The following is a 16,471-nucleotide window of genomic DNA, read 5'->3' as shown; positions in this document are numbered from 1 at the left end:
GGCTGTCAGGCCGGGCGCCCCGACACCAGCACCGCACGGTGGGGCACGGTCACCCGTCCGTCCACCCCGGCCTGCGCGCGGGTGATGCGGTCGTAGGCGTCGGTCATGCGCGCCCGCATGGCGGCATCCTGCGCACGGTAGATCCCGCCCACCGTGGCGACCCCGCCTTCGACCCCGTTCCACAGCTCTTGCGGGTCGAATGCGTAGTCCCACGCGACGATCCGCGCACGCACGTCGACGAGACCCCCGTCGCGGAACATCTCCGCGACGCCGTCCGCGTCGCGGCCGAAGTCCTTCTCCGCCGGCAACGTCTTGTCCGCCGGGCGGTCGAGGCCCACCGCGTCGAGCATGGCGTCCCACATCGGCCGGAGCGGACTGGTCACGCCGTGCCAGATCGTCGCCACGACCACGCCGTCCGGCTTCGCGACACGCGCGAGCTCGCCCGCCGACACTCGAGCGTCGGGCACATGGTTCAGCACGAAGTTCGCGGTGACGGCATCCGCCGTGTCGTCCTCGATGCCGAGCTGCGGCAGCGTGCCCCGGCCGAACGGCACACCGGGATGCAGTCGGCGCGCGGTGGCGAGCATGGACTCCTCCGCGTCGACGCCGGCCGCGTTCCAGCCCCGCGCCATGGCGGCCGCGGCCACCGTGCCTGGCCCCGTGCCGACGTCCAGCAGCACGCGGCCCTCCGTGCGGGCAGCGGCCTCGTCGAGCACCGCGCCGACCGCGCCCGCACACAGCGCCGCGAACGACGCCGCGTACGCCTCGCCGACGTCCGACCAGTCAGCCATCGGCTCGCGCACCGCCCGCCGCGGCCGGACGCCGCGACGCACGCCAGCCCAGCGGTGCCATGAGGACCGAGGCCGCCACCAGCGCCATCACGACGAGCGCGAGCCCGCCGTAGCCGATCCAGCCGAGCACCGCGCCCGCGGCGATGGCGCCGGCCCCGCCCACGATGCTCATCGTGAAGTCGCTGATGCCCTGGCGCTTCGTGCGCAGCTCTTCGGACGACGACTCGACGAGGAGCGTCGCGCCGGCCACGGTCGACGCGCTCCAGCCGAGGCCGAGCAGCACGAGCGCGACCGTGACCGCGGCCGTCGAGTCCTGCCCGAACGACGCGGTGAGCAGCGCGGCGGCGAGCAGGGCCTGCCCGACGAGGATCGTCGGCACCCGCCCGACGCGGTCGGAGAGGATGCCGAAGACCGGTGACAGCGCGTACATGCCGGCGATGTGAAGACTGATCGTCAGGCCGATGATCGACAGTGTCGCGGTGTCGGACTCGGCGTGCGTGAGATGCGTGAGGTGCACGGGCGTCATCGCCATGATCGACACCATCGTGCCGTGCGCGGCCGCTACCGCGAAGATCGCGTAGCGCGCTGCCACGGGCCGGTCGGCGCGAGCGATCGCCCGGCCCGCGGCCGGCGCGGTCGCGGTGACCCGCTGCGCGAGCAGCAGCGGGTCCGGGCGCATGAGGAACGCGTACAGCAGGATCGCGAGCGCCTGGGCGACGATCGTGAAGAGGTACGGTCCGGTCAGGGGCGGCATGCCGAGCGCGTCGCCCAGCACCTCCCCCGGCCCCACGAGGTTCGGCCCGAGCACCGCGCCGATGGTGGTCGCCCACACCACGATCGACAGGTCGCGTCCGCGGGAGGCATCCGTCGCCAGGTCCGCCGCGGCGAAGCGCGACTGCAGGTTCGCCGCCTGCCCCGCGCCGACGATCGCGAATCCGACGAGCAGCAGCGCGAAAACCTGCAGGGCGACCGCGAGGATCACGAGCCCGGCGCCGGCCAGCGCCACCGCCATGCCCGTGGTGAGCGAGAGCCTGCGCCCGCGGCGACGGGCGATCGCCGCGAGCGGCACGGCCGTCAGCGCCGTACCGAGAGTGATGGATGCCGCCGCCAGACCCGACAGAGAGTCGTTGCCCGACAGCTCCGCCGCCAGCACCGCACCGAGCGACAGCGTGGCACCGAAGGCCAGCCCACCCAGCACCTGGCCGAGCGAGAGCACCCAGACGGTGCGCCGCTGGACGCGGGCGACCTCGTCGGCGGTCGGGGCGAGGGAGAGCTCGGGCGACGCGCGCCCGGCCTCACCGATGCCAGGCTCCGAGCTCACGCGTCTCGAGCACTGTTGCGCAGCGTGCCGAGCCCGGTGATCTCGACCTCGACGGTGTCACCCGCGACGATCTGCCCCACGCCGGCAGGCGTGCCCGTGAGGATGACGTCGCCGGGAAGCAGCGTGAACGCGGCGGATGCGAACGCGATGACGTCGGCGAGCGAGAAGATCATGTCGCTGATCGGTCCCTGCTGGCGCACCTCGCCGTTCAGCCGCGTCGTGATCACGGCGTCGCCGGCAGGGTCGAACTCGGTCTCGATCGCGGGCCCGAGCGGGCACGAGGTGTCGAAGCCCTTGGCGCGCGCCCACTGCCCGTCCGACTTCTGCCAGTCGCGCGCGGTGAGGTCGTTGGCGATCGTGTAGCCGAACACGTACTCCAGCGCGCGCTCTGCAGGAACGTTCTTGGCGATGCGGCCGATCACCGCCGCAAGCTCACCCTCGAAGCTGATGAAGTCGGAGCCTGCCGGCAGCACGACCGCGTCACCGGGGCCGACGACAGACGTGTTCGGCTTGAAGAACAGCATCGGAGCCGTGGGGACGTCGTTGCCGAGCTCTGCCGCGTGATCGCGGTAGTTGCGGCCGACGGCGACGACCTTCGACCGCGGGATCACCGGTGCGAGCAGAGCCACGTCGGCCAGCGGCACACGCTCACCCGTCGTGTCGTACCCGGCGAACATCGGGTCGCCCGCGAGGACGACCAGCTCGCCCTCGTCGACGATCCCGTATCTGATGGCGTCGTTGTGGCTGAAGCGCGCGATCCTCACGCACTCACCCTAGCCGCCCCCTCGGACGCGCGAAGCCCCCGCGGGCACGACCCGCGGGGGCTTCGTCAGGCGATTGGTCAGCCGTCGAGACGGACCATCCAGCCGTGGCGGTCGGCGACGCGGCCGTACTGGATGCCGGTGAGCTCCTCGCGCAGCGACAGGGCGAGCTCGGACGAGGCCTCTCCCTCGTGGACGATCTCGTAGTCCTCTGCGACGAGCTTGCCGATCGGCACCACGACGGCCGCGGTGCCGCACGCGAAGGCGCCGATGATGGTGCCGTCGGCGGCGCCTTCACGCCACTCGTCGATCGACACCTTGCGCTGCTCGACGGTGAGGCCGCGGTCCTTCGCAAGCTGCAGGATCGACGCCAGCGTGATGCCCTCGAGGATCGACTCCGACTCCGGCGTGATGAGCCGGCCGTCGTTCGTGACGAGCACCAGGTTCATGCCGCCGAGCTCTTCGATGTACTCGCCGTCGAGGAAGAGCACCTGCTGGCAGCCCTTCTCGTACGCCTCGGCCTGCGGCAGCAGACTCGACGCGTAGTTGCCACCCGTCTTCGCCGCGCCCGTGCCGCCGTGCCCGGCGCGCGCGTAGCGGGTCGACAGCGCGATGTTGACCGGCTGCACGCCACCCGTGAAGTACGCGCCGGCGGGGCTGGCGATCAGGTAGTACGCGACCTTCTTCGCCGCGCGGACGCCCAGGAAGGCCTCCTTCGCGAACATGAACGGCCGCAGGTACAGGCTCGTCTCGGGAGCCGTCGGCACCCATGCCCCATCGACGGCGACGAGTTCGCGCAGGGACTCGAGGAAGTACTCGGCGGGCAGCTCCGGCAGCGCGAGGCGGCGCGCCGAGCGCTGCAGCCGGGCGGCGTTGCGGTCGGGGCGGAACGTCCAGATCGTGCCGTCGGCGTGCCGGTAGGCCTTGAGTCCCTCGAAGATCTCCTGCGAGTAGTGCAGCACCGCGGCAGCCGGGTCGAGCGGGATCGGCCCGTACGGCTGGACGCGGGGGCGATGCCAGCCACCCTTCTCGGACCAGCAGATGTCGACCATGTGGTCGGTGAAGTGCTGGCCGAAGCCCGGGTCGGCGAGGATCGCCTCGCGCTCGGCGTCGGGCGTGGGCTCGGCGTCGGGCAGGACGTTCCAGACGAGGCCCGAGGCCGAGGGCGCCTGAAGGTGGAGTTCGGTGGTCATGGGTGCATCCTCCGTCGGTGCGGCGACGTATACAGGTTAAGCCGAGAGGCGGGCGGCGATGGCGTCGCCGATCTCGGTCGTCGTTCGGGCGGCCTCACCGCGGGTGGCGATGTCCTCCTCGACGGCGGTCGTGACGCGCTGGGCCTCGTCGTGCAGCCCGAGGTGGTCGAGCAGCAGCGAGACGGAGAGGATCGCGGCCGTGGGGTCGGCCTTCTGCTGGCCTGCGATGTCGGGCGCCGAACCGTGCACGGGCTCGAACATCGAGGGGGACGCGCCGTCGGGGTTGATGTTGCCCGAGGCGGCGAGGCCGATGCCACCGGTGACGGCGCCGGCCAGGTCCGTGAGGATGTCGCCGAAGAGGTTGTCGGTGACGATCACGTCGAATCGGCCCGGGTTCGTGACCAGATAGATGGTGGCCGCGTCGACGTGGACATAGTCTACGGCGACGTCGGGGTGCTCCAGCGCCACCTCGTCGACGAGGCGCTTCCAGATGCCGCCCGCGTGCACGAGCACGTTCGTCTTGTGCACGAGCGTGAGCTTCTTGCTGCGGCGCTCGGCCAGGTCGAACGCGTAGCGCACCACGCGCTCGACGCCGAACGCCGTGTTGACCGACGTCTCGTTGGCGACCTCGTGCGGCGTGCCCGTGCGGATCGATCCGCCGTTGCCGACGTACGGCCCCTCGGTTCCCTCACGCACCACGACGAAGTCGATGTCGCCGGGCGCAGCCAGGGGGCCGGGCACGCCGGGGTAGAGCTTCGACGGACGCAGGTTGACGTAGTGGTCGAGCTCGAAGCGCAGCTTCAGCAGCAGGCCGCGCTCGATGTTGGCGTTCTTCAGGCGCGGATCGCCGGGGACGCCGCCGACCGCACCGAGCAGGATCGCGTCGTGCGAGCGGATCGCGTCGAGATCGGCGTCCGTGAGCGTCTCGCCGGTCTCGAGGAAGCGCCCGGCGCCGAGTGAGAACCGCGTCCTGTCGAACCGGACGTCGCTGCCGGATGTCGCGGCATCCAGCACCTTCTCCGCCTCGGCGATGACCTCCGGACCGATGCCGTCACCCGGGATGACGGCCAGCTTCACGACACGAGACATGGGGCTCCTACGACTTCTGGCGGGACTCTCCCAGGGTAGTGGCCGCGATGACCCCGGCGATCACGACGAGGGCGGCGCCGATGAGCGCCGTCACGGTCACCCCCGCATCGAACGCGGAGGCAGCGGCGTCGAACAGCGCGGCACCGGTGTCTCCCCCGATGCCGTCGGCGGCGTGCACCGCGCCGGCGAGCGTCTCGGCGGCGGCGTCGGCCGCGGCATCCGGGACTCCCGGGGGGACCACGAGGTTCGAGCGGTACAGCGCGGTGAGGATGCCGCCGAGCACGGTCGTGCCGAGCACGGCGCCCAGTTCGTACGCGGTCTCGGACACGGCGCTGGCCGCCCCCGCCTTCGCCGGCGGGGCGCTCGCGAGCACCAGTTCGTTCGACACCGTCTCGGCCGCGCCGATGCCGATGCCGAGCGACACGAAGGCCGCCACGAGGGCCGCGACGCTCTCCGGGCCGGTCGCGAACGCCACGGTGACGTACCCCGCCACCGAGAACACCAGAGCGACCGGGATGACCACGCGAGCGGGCCACTTCTTCGAGATCGGCACGACGGCCAGACCCGACACGATCATCATGACGAGACCGGGAACCAGGGCGAGGCCCGCCTGCAGCGGCGTGAGCCCCACGATGAGCTGCAGGTGCTGCGCCACGAAGAACAGGAAGCCGACGAGCGCGATGACGCTCAGCAGGTTGACGAGCAGGGCGCCCGTGAAGGTGCCGAGGCCGAACAGGCGCATGTCGAGCATCGGGTTCGCGGCCCGCAGCTGGCGGCGCACGAACAGCACGCCGAATCCGAGACCCAGCAGCATCGGCAGCCAGGCGCTCACGCCGAGACCGTGCGCGGCGAGCTCCTTGATGCCGTAGACGATCGGGATCATCGTCGCCATCGACAGCGCGATGCTGAGCGGGTCGATACGACCGGGGTTCGGGTCGCGGCTCTCGGGCACGAGGAGCGGCGCGAGGATCAGCAGCGGGATGAGCACGGGCACCGAGAGCAGGAACACCGAGCCCCACGAGAAGTGCTCGAGCAGGATGCCGCCGACGATGGGACCGAGGGCGGCACCGGCCGAGAACATGGCCGCCCACACGGCGATCGCGAGGCGGCGCTGGTCGCGGTCGGTGAAGATGCTGCGCAGCAACGAGAGGGTCGACGGCATCAGCATGGCGCCGAACACGCCCATGCCGGCGCGCGCGGCGATCAGCAGCGCGGCGGTGGGCGCGAACGCGGCGAGCACAGAAACGGCTGCGAATCCGGTCGCGCCGATGAGCAGCATGCGGCGGCGCCCGAACCGGTCGCCGAGCGTGCCCATGGTGACGAGCAGGCCCGCGAGCACCAGCGGATAGGCGTCGATGATCCACAGCTGCTGCGTGCTCGACGGCTCCAGGTCGAGCGCGATCTCGGGGAGCGCGAAGCTCAGCACCGTGTTGTCGACCGAGACCAGCAGCACCGGCAGCATGAGCACGACGAGCGCAGCCCAGCCGCGCCAGCCGACCTTCCGGCCCTGGGCGTCGGCGAGCGAGAGTTCTTGAGTGAGAGTCATCATTTCTATACCGTCCAGCCGGTATAGTATCAGGATGCCGCACCCGCTGTCGATAGCATCGAGGCCATGAGCCGCCCTCCCCTCGCCCGAGAGAAGGTGCTGGACGCGTTCGAGCGGATCCTCATCGAGGACGGCGAACGCGCCGCGACGATGGATGCCGCGGCCCGCGCCGCAGGCGTCTCCAAGGGCGGCCTGCTGTACCACTTCGGCACCAAGGAGGCCATGGAGGCGGGGCTCATCGCGCGCCTGTCGGAGCTCGTCGATGCCGACCTCGCCGCCATCGCCGCGGCACCCGAGGGCCCGGTCGCCTACTTCCTGCGCTCGTCGGTCATGGACGACGAGCCCCTCGACCGCGCGATCATCGCCGCGTCACGCCTGGCGCAGTCGGGCAACGCCGCGGCGATCGCGGCGCTTCACGAGATGCGCTCCCGGTGGGAGGACGCGCTGCGACCGCACACGCGCGACGCCGCAGCACTCGACCTCGTCATGCTCGTCAGCGACGGCCTCTACTTCAACAACGCGCTCGGCGGCGACGCCCCGCTCACGGTCGTTCCCGACGGCGCCGCCCTCGACGCGCTCGTGGCGCTCGTGGAACGCACCGTGCGCGACTGACCTGAGGATCACCAGGTGCGGCAGACCTGGCGCATCAGGTTCGTGCTGAGGATCACCGCGACCCAGTCGCACGCGCCGTCCGACGTCGCCGCCCCGCGCTGCAGGGCCTCCTCGATGCGATCCGGCGCCATGTTCTCTGCCCACGCCGGCCGCAGCATCATCACCGTGCCGGCAGCCGGCAGCACGACCGCCGGCAGCGGCTCGGCCGATTCTTGACCTGGCGCCTGACACGCCGCGAGCCCCAGCATCATCCCGGCGAGCACCATCGCACCCGTCCAGCCTCGTGCGTCCATGGCCGTACCTCCTGATCTCCGCCACCCCGGAGAGGTGGACGAGTCCAGGTTGAGGACCGACGATATCGAACCGGGTTCTGCGGATACTCACCGCATACTCGCGCCCGTGTCCGCAGACGACGGATGCCTCGCCCCGGGCCGACGAGCGGCTCAGGGGCGAGGCATCCACACGCCGATCAGGACTCGGTGATCTCGATCTGGCGGAAGAGGTCGGCGTCGATCGCCGCGCGCACCTCGTCGAGCAGCTCGTCTGGCACCGGCGAGTCGACGGTGAGCACCGACAGCGCCTGGCCTCCGGCGGTCTGACGCGCGATCTGCATGCCGGCGATGTTGATACCCGCCTCGCCGAAGCGCTGACCGTACACCGCGACGATGCCAGGACGGTCGGTGTACAGCATCACGACGTGGTTCGTCTCGATGGGCAGCTCGATCGCATAGCCGTTGATGGCGACGAGCTTCTCGACCTGCTTGGTGCCGGTGAGCGTGCCCGAGACCGACAGCTGCGAGCCGTCCGACAGGGCGCCGCTCAGCGTGATGACGTTGCGGTACTCGGGGCTGTCGTCGTCGACGAGCAGGCGCACGTCGACGCCGCGCTGCTCGGCGAGCAGCGGTGCGTTCACGTAGGACACCGTCTCGCTCACGATGTTGGTGAAGACGCCCTTGAGGGCCGCGAGCTTGAGGACGCTGACGTCGTACGCCTGCAGCTCGCCGTGCACCTCGACGTCGAGGCTCGTGAGCGGCGAGTGCGCCAGCGCGGCGAAGATCTGGCCGAGCTTCTCGACGAGCGGGATGCCGGGACGCACGTACGGGTCGATGATGCCGCCCGCGACGTTGACGGCGTCGGGCACGAGCTCGCCGCCGAGGGCGAGGCGCACCGACTTGGCGACCGACACGCCCGCCTTCTCCTGCGCCTCCTCGGTCGAGGCGCCGAGGTGCGGCGTCACGACGACGTTCGGAAGGCTGAGCAGCGCCGCGGCGGTGCCCCCCTCGGCCGGGGGCTCCGAGGTGAAGACATCGAGGCCGGCGCCGGCGATCTCGCCCGCGGTGAGCGCGGCGTGCAGCGCCGCCTCGTCGATCAGGCCGCCGCGGGCGACGTTGACCACATAGGCGGTGCGCTTCATGCGCGCGAACTGCTCGGTGCTGATCATGCCGGTGGTCTCGGGCGTCTTCGGCATGTGGATCGTGACGAAGTCGCTCTGCTCGAGCAGCTCGTCCAGGCTCAGCAGCTGGACGCCGAGCTGCTGCGCACGAGCGCTCGTGACGTACGGGTCGTACGCCACGACGCGCATGTCGAACGCCTGCAGGCGAGCGGCGATGAGCGCACCGATGCGGCCGAGGCCGATGATGCCGACCGTCTTCTCGAACAGCTCGGTGCCGGTGTAAGAGCTGCGCTTCCACGCGCCGCCCGACAGCGACGCATGTGCGGCGGGGATGCGGCGCGCGAGGCTCAGGATGTGGCCGACCGTGAGCTCGGCAGCGGAGATGATGTTCGACGTCGGCGCGTTGACGACCATGACGCCGGCGGTCGTCGCCGTCTTGATGTCGACGTTGTCGAGGCCGACGCCCGCGCGGGCCACGACCTTGAGCACGGGGGCGGCCGCGATCGCCTCGGCATCGATCTTCGTCGCCGAGCGGATCAGCACGGCGTTCGCGTCGGCCAGGGCCGACAGCAGCGCGGGCCGGTCGGTGCCGTCGACGTTGCGCACGTCGAAGTCGGGACCCAGGGCGTCGATCGTGGCGGGAGAGAGTTCTTCGGCGATCAGAACGACAGGCTTCGTCACGGTGTTCCTTCGGTGACAGCGCGCGAGCACGCGGCATTGCTCGGATGGGATCGTTGCCGCGCCGCACGCCGTCGGGGGCGAGGCCTCACCTTCCAGCCTATCGCGGGTGCGCGAACGCCTCTGACCGTGTGACGCCCGTGGGCGCTCAGCCCACCAGCGACGACGTGTTGAGCGTCGTATACGCCACCACGTTGAGCCAGAAGACCGCGACGAGGCCCAGGCCCGTGAGCATGACCAGGAACAGCTCGTGCGCGGGGCGGCGGAAGCCGATGGCGAAGGCGCCGGCCCACACCAGAAGCGGGAAGACGGCCGCGAAGATCCACACGAACCATCCGAGCGCGTTCAGCGAGAGGTCGTTGTCGCCGAGGAACCCGATGGTCTCGACGAGGTTGCCGATCGCGTTCCACACCGCGTAGGCGTAGAACAGGCCGATGAGGCCCGAGATCGCGGCCACCGCCCAGGTCGGCGCGGAGCGACGCGCAGGCGCGGGGGTGACGGCATCCACGTGTTCGTCGGTCATTGCCCCACCGCCCCGATCAGCACGAACGGCCACGGCACCAGCAGCACCACGCCCGCCGCGAGCCATGCGAACCGCACCCACGCGCGCGACGCCCGCGTGAGGAGGAACACCGTCGCGAACCACAGCACCGGCGCCAGCACGGCGAGCCACAGGCTCCCCTGGTACATCGCGTCGCTGACGAGGAACGGACGCCAGTCCTGCAGCCGCAATCCGCCGATGATCCAGCCGATCGCGAACAGCGCGTACACGCCGCCGAGCACTCCGACGCCGATGAGCTCGCCGTTGCCCATCGGTCCCCGGTCCGCGCGGGCCATGTCCGGAGCCGCAGCGGCGCCCACCGTCTCGCTCCCCTTGCCGACGGCCGTGAAGCCGTCGGGGAGTTCGGCGCCTGCGGCGGCGTCGACGTCGGCGTCGGCCGGATCAGGCGGGGTGTCGTCAGGATCGGCGGACGTGCCCACATCCAGGGTGGGATCGTCATCGCCGTCCCACGACAGGGCGTCGTCGTCGCGGCCGTTCGTCACCTGCCCAGCGTAGCGAACACGCGATGGATGCCGCGGCTCCCCGCGCGGCGACGCTCAACCCGCAGCGGCCACCGCTTCGGCCACGGTGGCGGCATCGGTGACGTCGTGGCCCGAGGAGCCGCCGCCCGGGCCGGACGGCGCGTCGTGGCCGGCGCGGGAGCGGGCCGACAGATGCACCGCGTCGACGCCGGCGGCGAAGAGCGCGGCGATGTCGGCGGGCTGCACGCCGCCGCCCGCCATCACCTCGACGTCGCCCGACCGGGCCGCGAAGGCGGCGAGCGCATCGAGTCCGTCGATCGATCGCGGGGCTCCGCCGGAGGTCAGCACCCGGTCCACACCCTCGGCGACGAGCGCGTCGAACACCGCCGACGGATCGGCCGACGCGTCGATCGCACGATGGAAGACGAGGGTCGCCGGGCCGGCGGCATCCCGCCACCGGCGCAGCGTGTCGACGTCGAGGCCGCCGGCGGCGTCGAGCGTGCCGATGACCACGCCTCCCGCGCCGCGGTCGACGCACGCGCGGATGTCGGCGGTCACGATCGCGACCTCGTCCGGGTCGTACACGAATCCGCCACCGCGCGGGCGCACGAGCACGTTCACGACGACGGGATCGACCGCCGCCAGCACGGCTTCCAGGAGCCCGAGGGACGGCGTCAGGCCGCCGGCCTCCAAGGCCTGGCACAGCTCCAGGCGCGTCGCGCCGCCCGCCATCGCGATGCGGGCCCCCGCGGGGTCTTGGACGGCGATCTCGACGGGGCGCGATGCGGACATGCGGTGAAGCCTACCGGCGGGGTGCGGATGCCGGGGGCAGACAGATGGGCCGGTGGCGCAGTCGCGCCACCGACCCATCTGCCTGTCGGCTATTCGCCCGCCAGCACCTTCCGGCGTCGCAGGAGGAACAGCGTCACACCGCCGGCCAGCAGAAGCAGAGCGAGCGTCACGGTGGCGCCGATCTCGACGCCGGTCGCGGGCAGGCCACCTGCGGCGGTCACCTGCAGCGAGGCGACACCCTGCTCACCGGTCGCCGGAACCGTGACCACGAGGGTGTGCGCACCCACCGCGGTGTCGGCGGGGATCTTCACCGAGGTGGAGACCTCGCCGGCCCCGTTCGCGGTCACCGTGGCGAGGAGCTTCGGCTCGGAGTGCAGCCACACCTCGACCGTCGCACCGGTCGGGAGTCCGCTGGCCTCGACCAGCACGGAACCGCCCTGCACGACCGATCCTGCCGAGAGTTCGACGACGACGCGCCCGACCGTTCCCGGCTCGCCCGTTCCCGGCTCACCGGTTCCCGGCTCACCCGTACCCGGCTCACCGGTACCCGGCTCACCCGTACCCGGCTCACCCGTACCCGGCTCACCCGTACCCGGCTCACCCGTACCCGGCTCACCCGTACCCGGCTCACCCGTACCCGGCTCACCCGTCTTGGGGCTCGTCTCCGGGTTCGTCGCCGGATCCTTCGGCGCCGGCGCGGGGTCGATCCCGGCATCCTCGTCGCCCGGGATCGGGTACTCCGCCACGTAGGACGGGACCGTCGCCGCGTCGGCCTGGCGTGCGCCGACGCCGTTGATCACGTGCTCGAAGATGCCCTCGCCGCCGAGCGACACCGTCAGCAGACTGTGCATCTTGACGCCCGGGACGTTCTTGGGCACCTCGAATCCGTTGTCCACCGTGATCTCGTTCTCTTCGGTGTCGGACGTGAAGTTGGAGTACGACCCCAGTCCCCACGCCTCGTGCTTCTTCACGCCCGCGTCCACCTTGTACGACACCCACCCGCGGATGCCGTCATGGGTCCACGTCTCCTGATCGGGCACGTCGTACGCGAGCTCGTTCTGGTAGAAGATCGTGCGGCCGTTCTCGCCCTTCCAGAGGGTGTTGTACTTCTGGTAGTGCTCGACGAAGAGCCCGTACGCCGACACATCGTCGCCGTTGACCACGAACCCGTAGTCGGACGTGTTCAGGTTCCAGCCGATGCCGTCACCGTGATCACCGCGCCACGACCACACGTGGTCGACGATCGTGTCGTCGGCGTTCACGATCATGGCCGCCTTCACCTTGCCGGCGACCGCACCGCCCACGCGCATGAACACGTCGTTGAGCACGATCGGGTCCGCGGCGTGGTCGGTGTGCACGTTCTTGTCGCCGACGACCAGGAGGGCCGGCGACTCGGTCACTGCGGCGTCGAACAGCAACCCGGCGACCCGCACGCCCGCGGCATCCGCCACGTGCATGCCGAAGCCGTCGCCCGTCGGGATGATCGTCGCGAGGCCGAGGCCCAGCACGATCGTCCCGGGTCGGGTGACCTCGATCGTCTTGTCCATCTCGTAGACGCCGGGCGTGAACAGGAGGTTCTTGCCCGCGGCGAGCGCCGCGTTGACCTCGGTCGCCGTGGCGCCGGCCTTCACGATGAAGAACGTGCTCAGCGGGACCGACGTGCCGTCGGCGGCGTCCGTGCCGTTCTCCCACGTGGTTCCTGTGGTGCCCTCGCGGACGGCCGGCACGAAGACCGACCAGTCGCTCTCCAGGTCGGCATCCGAACCCGACAGGTACAGGAACGGCTTCTCGGCCACCGCGCCGGTGTGCTCCAGCGCGGTCACCGGAGGAGTCGGCCAGTCGTCGCCGGCGTCGAGGATCGACACCTTCGCGTCGTTCACGCCGTCACCCTTGGCCCACTTGCCTTCGACTCCCGAGTAGGTGAAGTTCCACACTCCACCTGCCCACGTCCCCACCGAGCTGTCACGTGTGTACCACTGCTGCTGCGTGAACGATTTGGCGTACCCCGTGATCTTCGAGTCCGCCATGAAGCCGCCGGACGACCAGCCGTAGCGACCGGAGTCGAGCTGGAGGTCGCCGTTCACCTGGACGCGCCGGAACGGGGCGGCCTGCGAGACGGCCCACCGGCCGAGGCCGCCGTCCGGGGTGTACGAGAGGTTCTCTGCCGAGCGCCAGAAGTTCTGGGTCGCGTTCATGCCGAACCACTCGGCATCCACCCAGTCGGCGCCGTGGATGTCGACGTCGGTCGGGTTGAGGCCCGCACCCGACAACGAGGTGTAGAAGCCCACTCGGGCATCGACGGCGTACTCGCCGGGGGTGAAGAAGAACTGCCAGCGTCCCGCACCGAACTGGTCCTCCTCCTGGTCGGCGAAGACCGAGTCCATGACGGCCTGGATGTCGAGCGCGTCCATCGACGGGTCGAACACCACCACGCGGTCGCCCAGCAGCTCGGTGGTCGGCATCACGATCGTGCGCGGCTCGAAGATCTCGAGGTCCCACATCGAGATGCCGAACTGCGTGCCGCGCGTGACCGAGACGATCTTGACGTAGCGGGCGGTGACCGGCTCGAAGCGGCTCACCTGTGGGCCCGCCGCGGAGACGCCGCGCGCCTGCGCCGCCGTGGTCCAGTTCTGCCCGTCGGTCGACACGAGCACGTCGTAGTCGGCGGCGAACGCGGCCTCCCAGTACGGCTTGATGCCGCAGACGCTCGTCACACGACCGAGGTCCACCTGGAGCCACTCGCCGTCACGCCCGACGTAGTTGCCCGAGCCGGCCGGAGTCTCGACCACACCGGAGTCCCAGCGCGCCCACACGTTGTTGTCGATCGCGTCCTTGCCCGCACCGTGCGAGGCCGAGGCCGTGACGCCGCCCGCGTTCACGAGGTCACGACCGCAGACCACCTGCGAGCCGACCGCGAGGCCGTCCGGCGAGAACACCTGGAACTCGTAGAACGAGTAGCCGTAGACGTCACCGCGCGCGATTCCGCGCATGCGGACGTAGCGGGCCTCGGTCTCGGCGAACGCCACGGTGTGCGTGCCGGCCGACTTGCCGCGCTGCTCCGAGACGGTCGTCCAGTCGGTGCCGTTCGCGGAGACCTGGATGTCGTAGTCCTTGCCGAACGCCTGGCCCTCCCACAGGAGCTTTGCCTGGTTGACCCGGTACGTCGCGCCCAGGTCGACCTGGAACCACTCGTCGTCCTTGCCGTGCCAGCTGCCGTCGAGCGCGCTGCCCCACTTGGTCCCGGTGCTGCCGTCCACCGCGTTGGCCGCCGGGTCCTGCGACGACGACGCCGTGGCCGCCTTGCCGAGTGCGACGTTGACGCCCGCCGCGTCGGCAACGGCCACCGAGACGGGCGCGTACGCGATGTTCCCGTGGTCGTCGGTCGCGGTCACGTAGAACTTCCAGACGCCGGCATCCTGCGGTGCCGTGACGGTCCACACGCCGGCGCTCTTGGCGACCGCGGTCGCCGGAGCCAGCGCACTCGCGCCCGTGGCATAGTTGCCGGACTGCTGGATCGAGACGGCCACCGGGTCGGACTCCGGGTCCGCGACAGCGGCGCCGATCTCGAAGGTCGATCCGCCGACGACCGAGGACGTGGGCGCGGTGACTGCGGTGATCGTCGGCGCCTTGTCGCCCGCCGCAGCGGAGCCGCCGTAGGCCTGGGCGACGGCGTACCACGCGGCGCGCTTCTTCTCGCCGGGGTAGAGGTTGAACCACACGCCGCCGAAGTCGGTCTCGGTGCCGAAGTGGAACATCGTCGCGCCGAGCGCGACGCCGGCGTTCGAGGTGATCTCGGCCCACGCGTCGAGGTAGGCCTGCGCCTTGGCCGCGTCGGAGGGTTCTGACGGCTTTCCGGTCGCGTCGGCGGGAGTCTCCCACTCCCCCTGCGGACCGGTCTCCGTGACGACGTAGGGAACGGTGTACCCGCCCTCCTCCCACGCCTGCTGCACGCCCGACAGCGCCCCGTACGAGTTGATCGCGTACAGGTCGAGCGAGGGCGCATTGTTCTTCAGGTACGGCCATGCGCCCACCCACGCGTCGGTCGAGGTGACGGGGTGGTTCGCGTCGATCGTCTTGGCATCCTGTGCCAGCTCCTCAACGAACGCCGCGTACGCGTTGCGCTGGTCTTCGAGCTGCGCACCGGTGTAGCAGTTGCCGAGGCCCAGCAGCGACTCGTTGCCGATGCTCCACATGAGCACCGCGTCGTGGTTCTTGTACTTCTCGACGAACGTGGCGACGTCGGAGCGCACCGCGTCGAGGTAGCTGTCGGTGCCCGCGACGAAGTCGGGGCAGCCGCCGGAGCCGGGTCCGCCGCCGGGCTGGATCCAGAACCCGGCGATGACGCGGATGCCGTGAGCCGCTGCAGCGTCGAAGAGCACCTGCGAGTCCGCGTCGGTGCCCCAGGTCCGGATCGTGTTCACGCCGAGGGAGACGAGCTCGTTCATGTAGGCGTCGAGGTTCGCCGCCGAGATGGCGCCGGACCCGGTCGTCTTCGGCCCCCACGTGAGGCCCTTGACGGTGTACGGGCTGCCATCGACGTACAGCTGCCAGTCGCCGTAGGTGCCGACGACCTCGACGGTCTTGCCGGTCGGGGTCGTCGGCGACGACACCGCGATCGATCCGCGCACCTCGAACTCCCAGAGGGAGTGGCCGTAGCCTGTCGTGCGCGACGTGCCGGTCAGTCGCACGAACTGGCCTTCCGCCGACCCGCCGTCCGGCGCGAAGGTCTCGACCGTGTTGTTGCCCGCAGGGGCGTTGGTCGTGGTGTGGACCGTCGTCCAGCTGCTGCCGTCGTCAGAGACCTCGATGATGAAGTCCTTGGACCGCGCCGTCTCCCACTTGAGGACGAACTCGGTGATGGTGCTCGTCTTGCCGAGGTCGACTTCGATCCACTGGGGATCGCTGCTGGCGGACTCCCAGCGCGTGTCGGTCTTGCCGTCGAAGGCCAGCGCGGCGTTGCCGCTCGAGGCTGTCGCGGTCTTTCCCTGTGACAGCAGCTCGGGATCGGCTGCGCGGGCGGGGTCGGCTCCCCCGACTCCGAAACCGACCGCGACGACCGCCACCGCGAGCGCTGTGGCTGCGGCGAAGGCTTGTCGGGTACGGTCTCGGAACGCGGGAATACGGGATGCTGCACGATGCATGCGGCGTCTCTCCTGGATCTGGTCGTCTTCGACCGGGTACTCGCGGTTCCTGTCATAGAGCGCTCTCTGGGCGCCGGACCCGCTCAGTATGCCGGAGATCGGCGGCCTTGCATAGAGCGCTCTCTGGGTTC

General features: G+C 70.7%; 12 protein-coding genes and 2 pseudogenes. 2 read left to right on the top strand and 12 right to left on the bottom strand.

Annotated features, from left to right (window positions below):
• Nucleotides 1-5 precede the first annotated feature (5 nt).
• The 6 genes from ACFWJ8_RS01070 to ACFWJ8_RS01045 all read right to left on the bottom strand — a co-directional run bounded on the left by ACFWJ8_RS01070 (nucleotide 6) and on the right by ACFWJ8_RS01045 (nucleotide 6,701).
• On the bottom strand, nucleotides 6-791 hold the full coding sequence (locus ACFWJ8_RS01070; RefSeq protein WP_378807895.1) for a class I SAM-dependent methyltransferase: 786 nt from the start codon (nucleotides 789-791) through the stop codon (nucleotides 6-8).
• On the bottom strand, nucleotides 784-2,112 hold the full coding sequence (locus ACFWJ8_RS01065; protein ID WP_378807893.1) for an MFS transporter: 1,329 nt from the start codon (nucleotides 2,110-2,112) through the stop codon (nucleotides 784-786). Before ACFWJ8_RS01065 ends, ACFWJ8_RS01070 begins: the two co-directional genes overlap by 8 nt.
• Nucleotides 2,109-2,876: a fumarylacetoacetate hydrolase family protein gene (locus ACFWJ8_RS01060; RefSeq protein ID WP_378807891.1), complete on the bottom strand. Its 768-nt coding sequence runs from the start codon at nucleotides 2,874-2,876 to the stop codon at nucleotides 2,109-2,111. Before ACFWJ8_RS01060 ends, ACFWJ8_RS01065 begins: the two co-directional genes overlap by 4 nt.
• A gap of 77 nt (nucleotides 2,877-2,953) precedes the next feature.
• Nucleotides 2,954-4,066 (bottom strand): branched-chain amino acid aminotransferase, encoded by a 1,113-nt coding sequence (locus ACFWJ8_RS01055; protein ID WP_378807888.1) that lies wholly within the window; start codon nucleotides 4,064-4,066, stop codon nucleotides 2,954-2,956.
• A gap of 36 nt (nucleotides 4,067-4,102) precedes the next feature.
• On the bottom strand, nucleotides 4,103-5,155 hold the full coding sequence (locus tag ACFWJ8_RS01050; protein WP_378807887.1) for a 3-isopropylmalate dehydrogenase: 1,053 nt from the start codon (nucleotides 5,153-5,155) through the stop codon (nucleotides 4,103-4,105).
• 7 nt (nucleotides 5,156-5,162) lie between these two features.
• The gene (locus tag ACFWJ8_RS01045; RefSeq protein WP_378808648.1) at nucleotides 5,163-6,701 is read right to left on the bottom strand and encodes an MFS transporter; all 1,539 of its coding nucleotides are present in this window, start codon (nucleotides 6,699-6,701) and stop codon (nucleotides 5,163-5,165) included.
• A 66-nt stretch (nucleotides 6,702-6,767) separates the two neighbouring features.
• Here ACFWJ8_RS01045 and ACFWJ8_RS01040 point away from each other — a divergent pair, with 66 nt between their 5' ends.
• Complete coding sequence (locus ACFWJ8_RS01040; RefSeq protein ID WP_378807885.1) at nucleotides 6,768-7,313, top strand: TetR family transcriptional regulator; 546 nt, start codon at nucleotides 6,768-6,770, stop codon at nucleotides 7,311-7,313.
• Between the two features lie 8 nt (nucleotides 7,314-7,321).
• On the opposite strand, the gene ACFWJ8_RS01035 is transcribed toward ACFWJ8_RS01040, so the two are convergent.
• The 5 genes from ACFWJ8_RS01035 to ACFWJ8_RS01015 all read right to left on the bottom strand — a co-directional run bounded on the left by ACFWJ8_RS01035 (nucleotide 7,322) and on the right by ACFWJ8_RS01015 (nucleotide 11,199).
• A complete protein-coding gene (locus ACFWJ8_RS01035) occupies nucleotides 7,322-7,606 on the bottom strand; it encodes a hypothetical protein (protein WP_378807883.1) in 285 nt (94 codons plus the stop codon).
• 176 nt (nucleotides 7,607-7,782) lie between these two features.
• Complete coding sequence (gene serA, locus ACFWJ8_RS01030; protein WP_378807880.1) at nucleotides 7,783-9,387, bottom strand: phosphoglycerate dehydrogenase; 1,605 nt, start codon at nucleotides 9,385-9,387, stop codon at nucleotides 7,783-7,785.
• 145 nt (nucleotides 9,388-9,532) lie between these two features.
• A complete protein-coding gene (locus ACFWJ8_RS01025) occupies nucleotides 9,533-9,907 on the bottom strand; it encodes a bacitracin resistance protein (protein WP_378807878.1) in 375 nt (124 codons plus the stop codon).
• A complete protein-coding gene (locus ACFWJ8_RS01020; protein WP_378807876.1) occupies nucleotides 9,904-10,428 on the bottom strand; it encodes a DNA polymerase III subunit gamma/tau in 525 nt (174 codons plus the stop codon). Before ACFWJ8_RS01020 ends, ACFWJ8_RS01025 begins: the two co-directional genes overlap by 4 nt.
• Nucleotides 10,429-10,482: 54 nt before the next feature.
• On the bottom strand, nucleotides 10,483-11,199 hold the full coding sequence (locus ACFWJ8_RS01015) for a copper homeostasis protein CutC (protein WP_378807873.1): 717 nt from the start codon (nucleotides 11,197-11,199) through the stop codon (nucleotides 10,483-10,485).
• On the opposite strand from ACFWJ8_RS01015, the pseudogene ACFWJ8_RS01010 reads away from it, so the two are divergent.
• Nucleotides 11,190-11,795, top strand: a pseudogene (locus ACFWJ8_RS01010) (pentapeptide repeat-containing protein); the annotation flags it as partial. The gene ACFWJ8_RS01015 and the pseudogene ACFWJ8_RS01010 overlap by 10 nt on opposite strands.
• A 1,911-nt stretch (nucleotides 11,796-13,706) precedes the next feature.
• Here ACFWJ8_RS01010 and ACFWJ8_RS01005 read toward each other — a convergent pair.
• Nucleotides 13,707-16,340, bottom strand: a pseudogene (locus ACFWJ8_RS01005) (discoidin domain-containing protein); the annotation flags it as partial.
• Nucleotides 16,341-16,471: the final 131 nt, after the last annotated feature.

This window comes from Microbacterium sp. NPDC058389 (genome assembly GCF_042722305.1).
In the GTDB taxonomy this organism is placed as follows: Bacteria; Actinomycetota; Actinomycetes; order Actinomycetales; family Microbacteriaceae; genus Microbacterium.
The sequence above is the reverse complement of the archived record's forward strand: the minus strand, read 5'-3'. Positions and strand labels throughout refer to the sequence as shown.

Coding starts and splice junctions, on each gene's coding strand:
- ACFWJ8_RS01050 (WP_378807887.1), bottom strand. CDS start 5,155: ATGTCTCGTGTCGTGAAGCTGGCCGTCATCCCGGGTGACGGCATCGGT.
- ACFWJ8_RS01070 (WP_378807895.1), bottom strand. CDS start 791: ATGGCTGACTGGTCGGACGTCGGCGAGGCGTACGCGGCGTCGTTCGCG.
- ACFWJ8_RS01040 (WP_378807885.1), top strand. CDS start 6,768: ATGAGCCGCCCTCCCCTCGCCCGAGAGAAGGTGCTGGACGCGTTCGAG.
- ACFWJ8_RS01035 (WP_378807883.1), bottom strand. CDS start 7,606: ATGGACGCACGAGGCTGGACGGGTGCGATGGTGCTCGCCGGGATGATG.
- ACFWJ8_RS01015 (WP_378807873.1), bottom strand. CDS start 11,199: ATGTCCGCATCGCGCCCCGTCGAGATCGCCGTCCAAGACCCCGCGGGG.
- ACFWJ8_RS01055 (WP_378807888.1), bottom strand. CDS start 4,066: ATGACCACCGAACTCCACCTTCAGGCGCCCTCGGCCTCGGGCCTCGTC.
- ACFWJ8_RS01025 (WP_378807878.1), bottom strand. CDS start 9,907: ATGACCGACGAACACGTGGATGCCGTCACCCCCGCGCCTGCGCGTCGC.
- ACFWJ8_RS01045 (WP_378808648.1), bottom strand. CDS start 6,701: ATGACTCTCACTCAAGAACTCTCGCTCGCCGACGCCCAGGGCCGGAAG.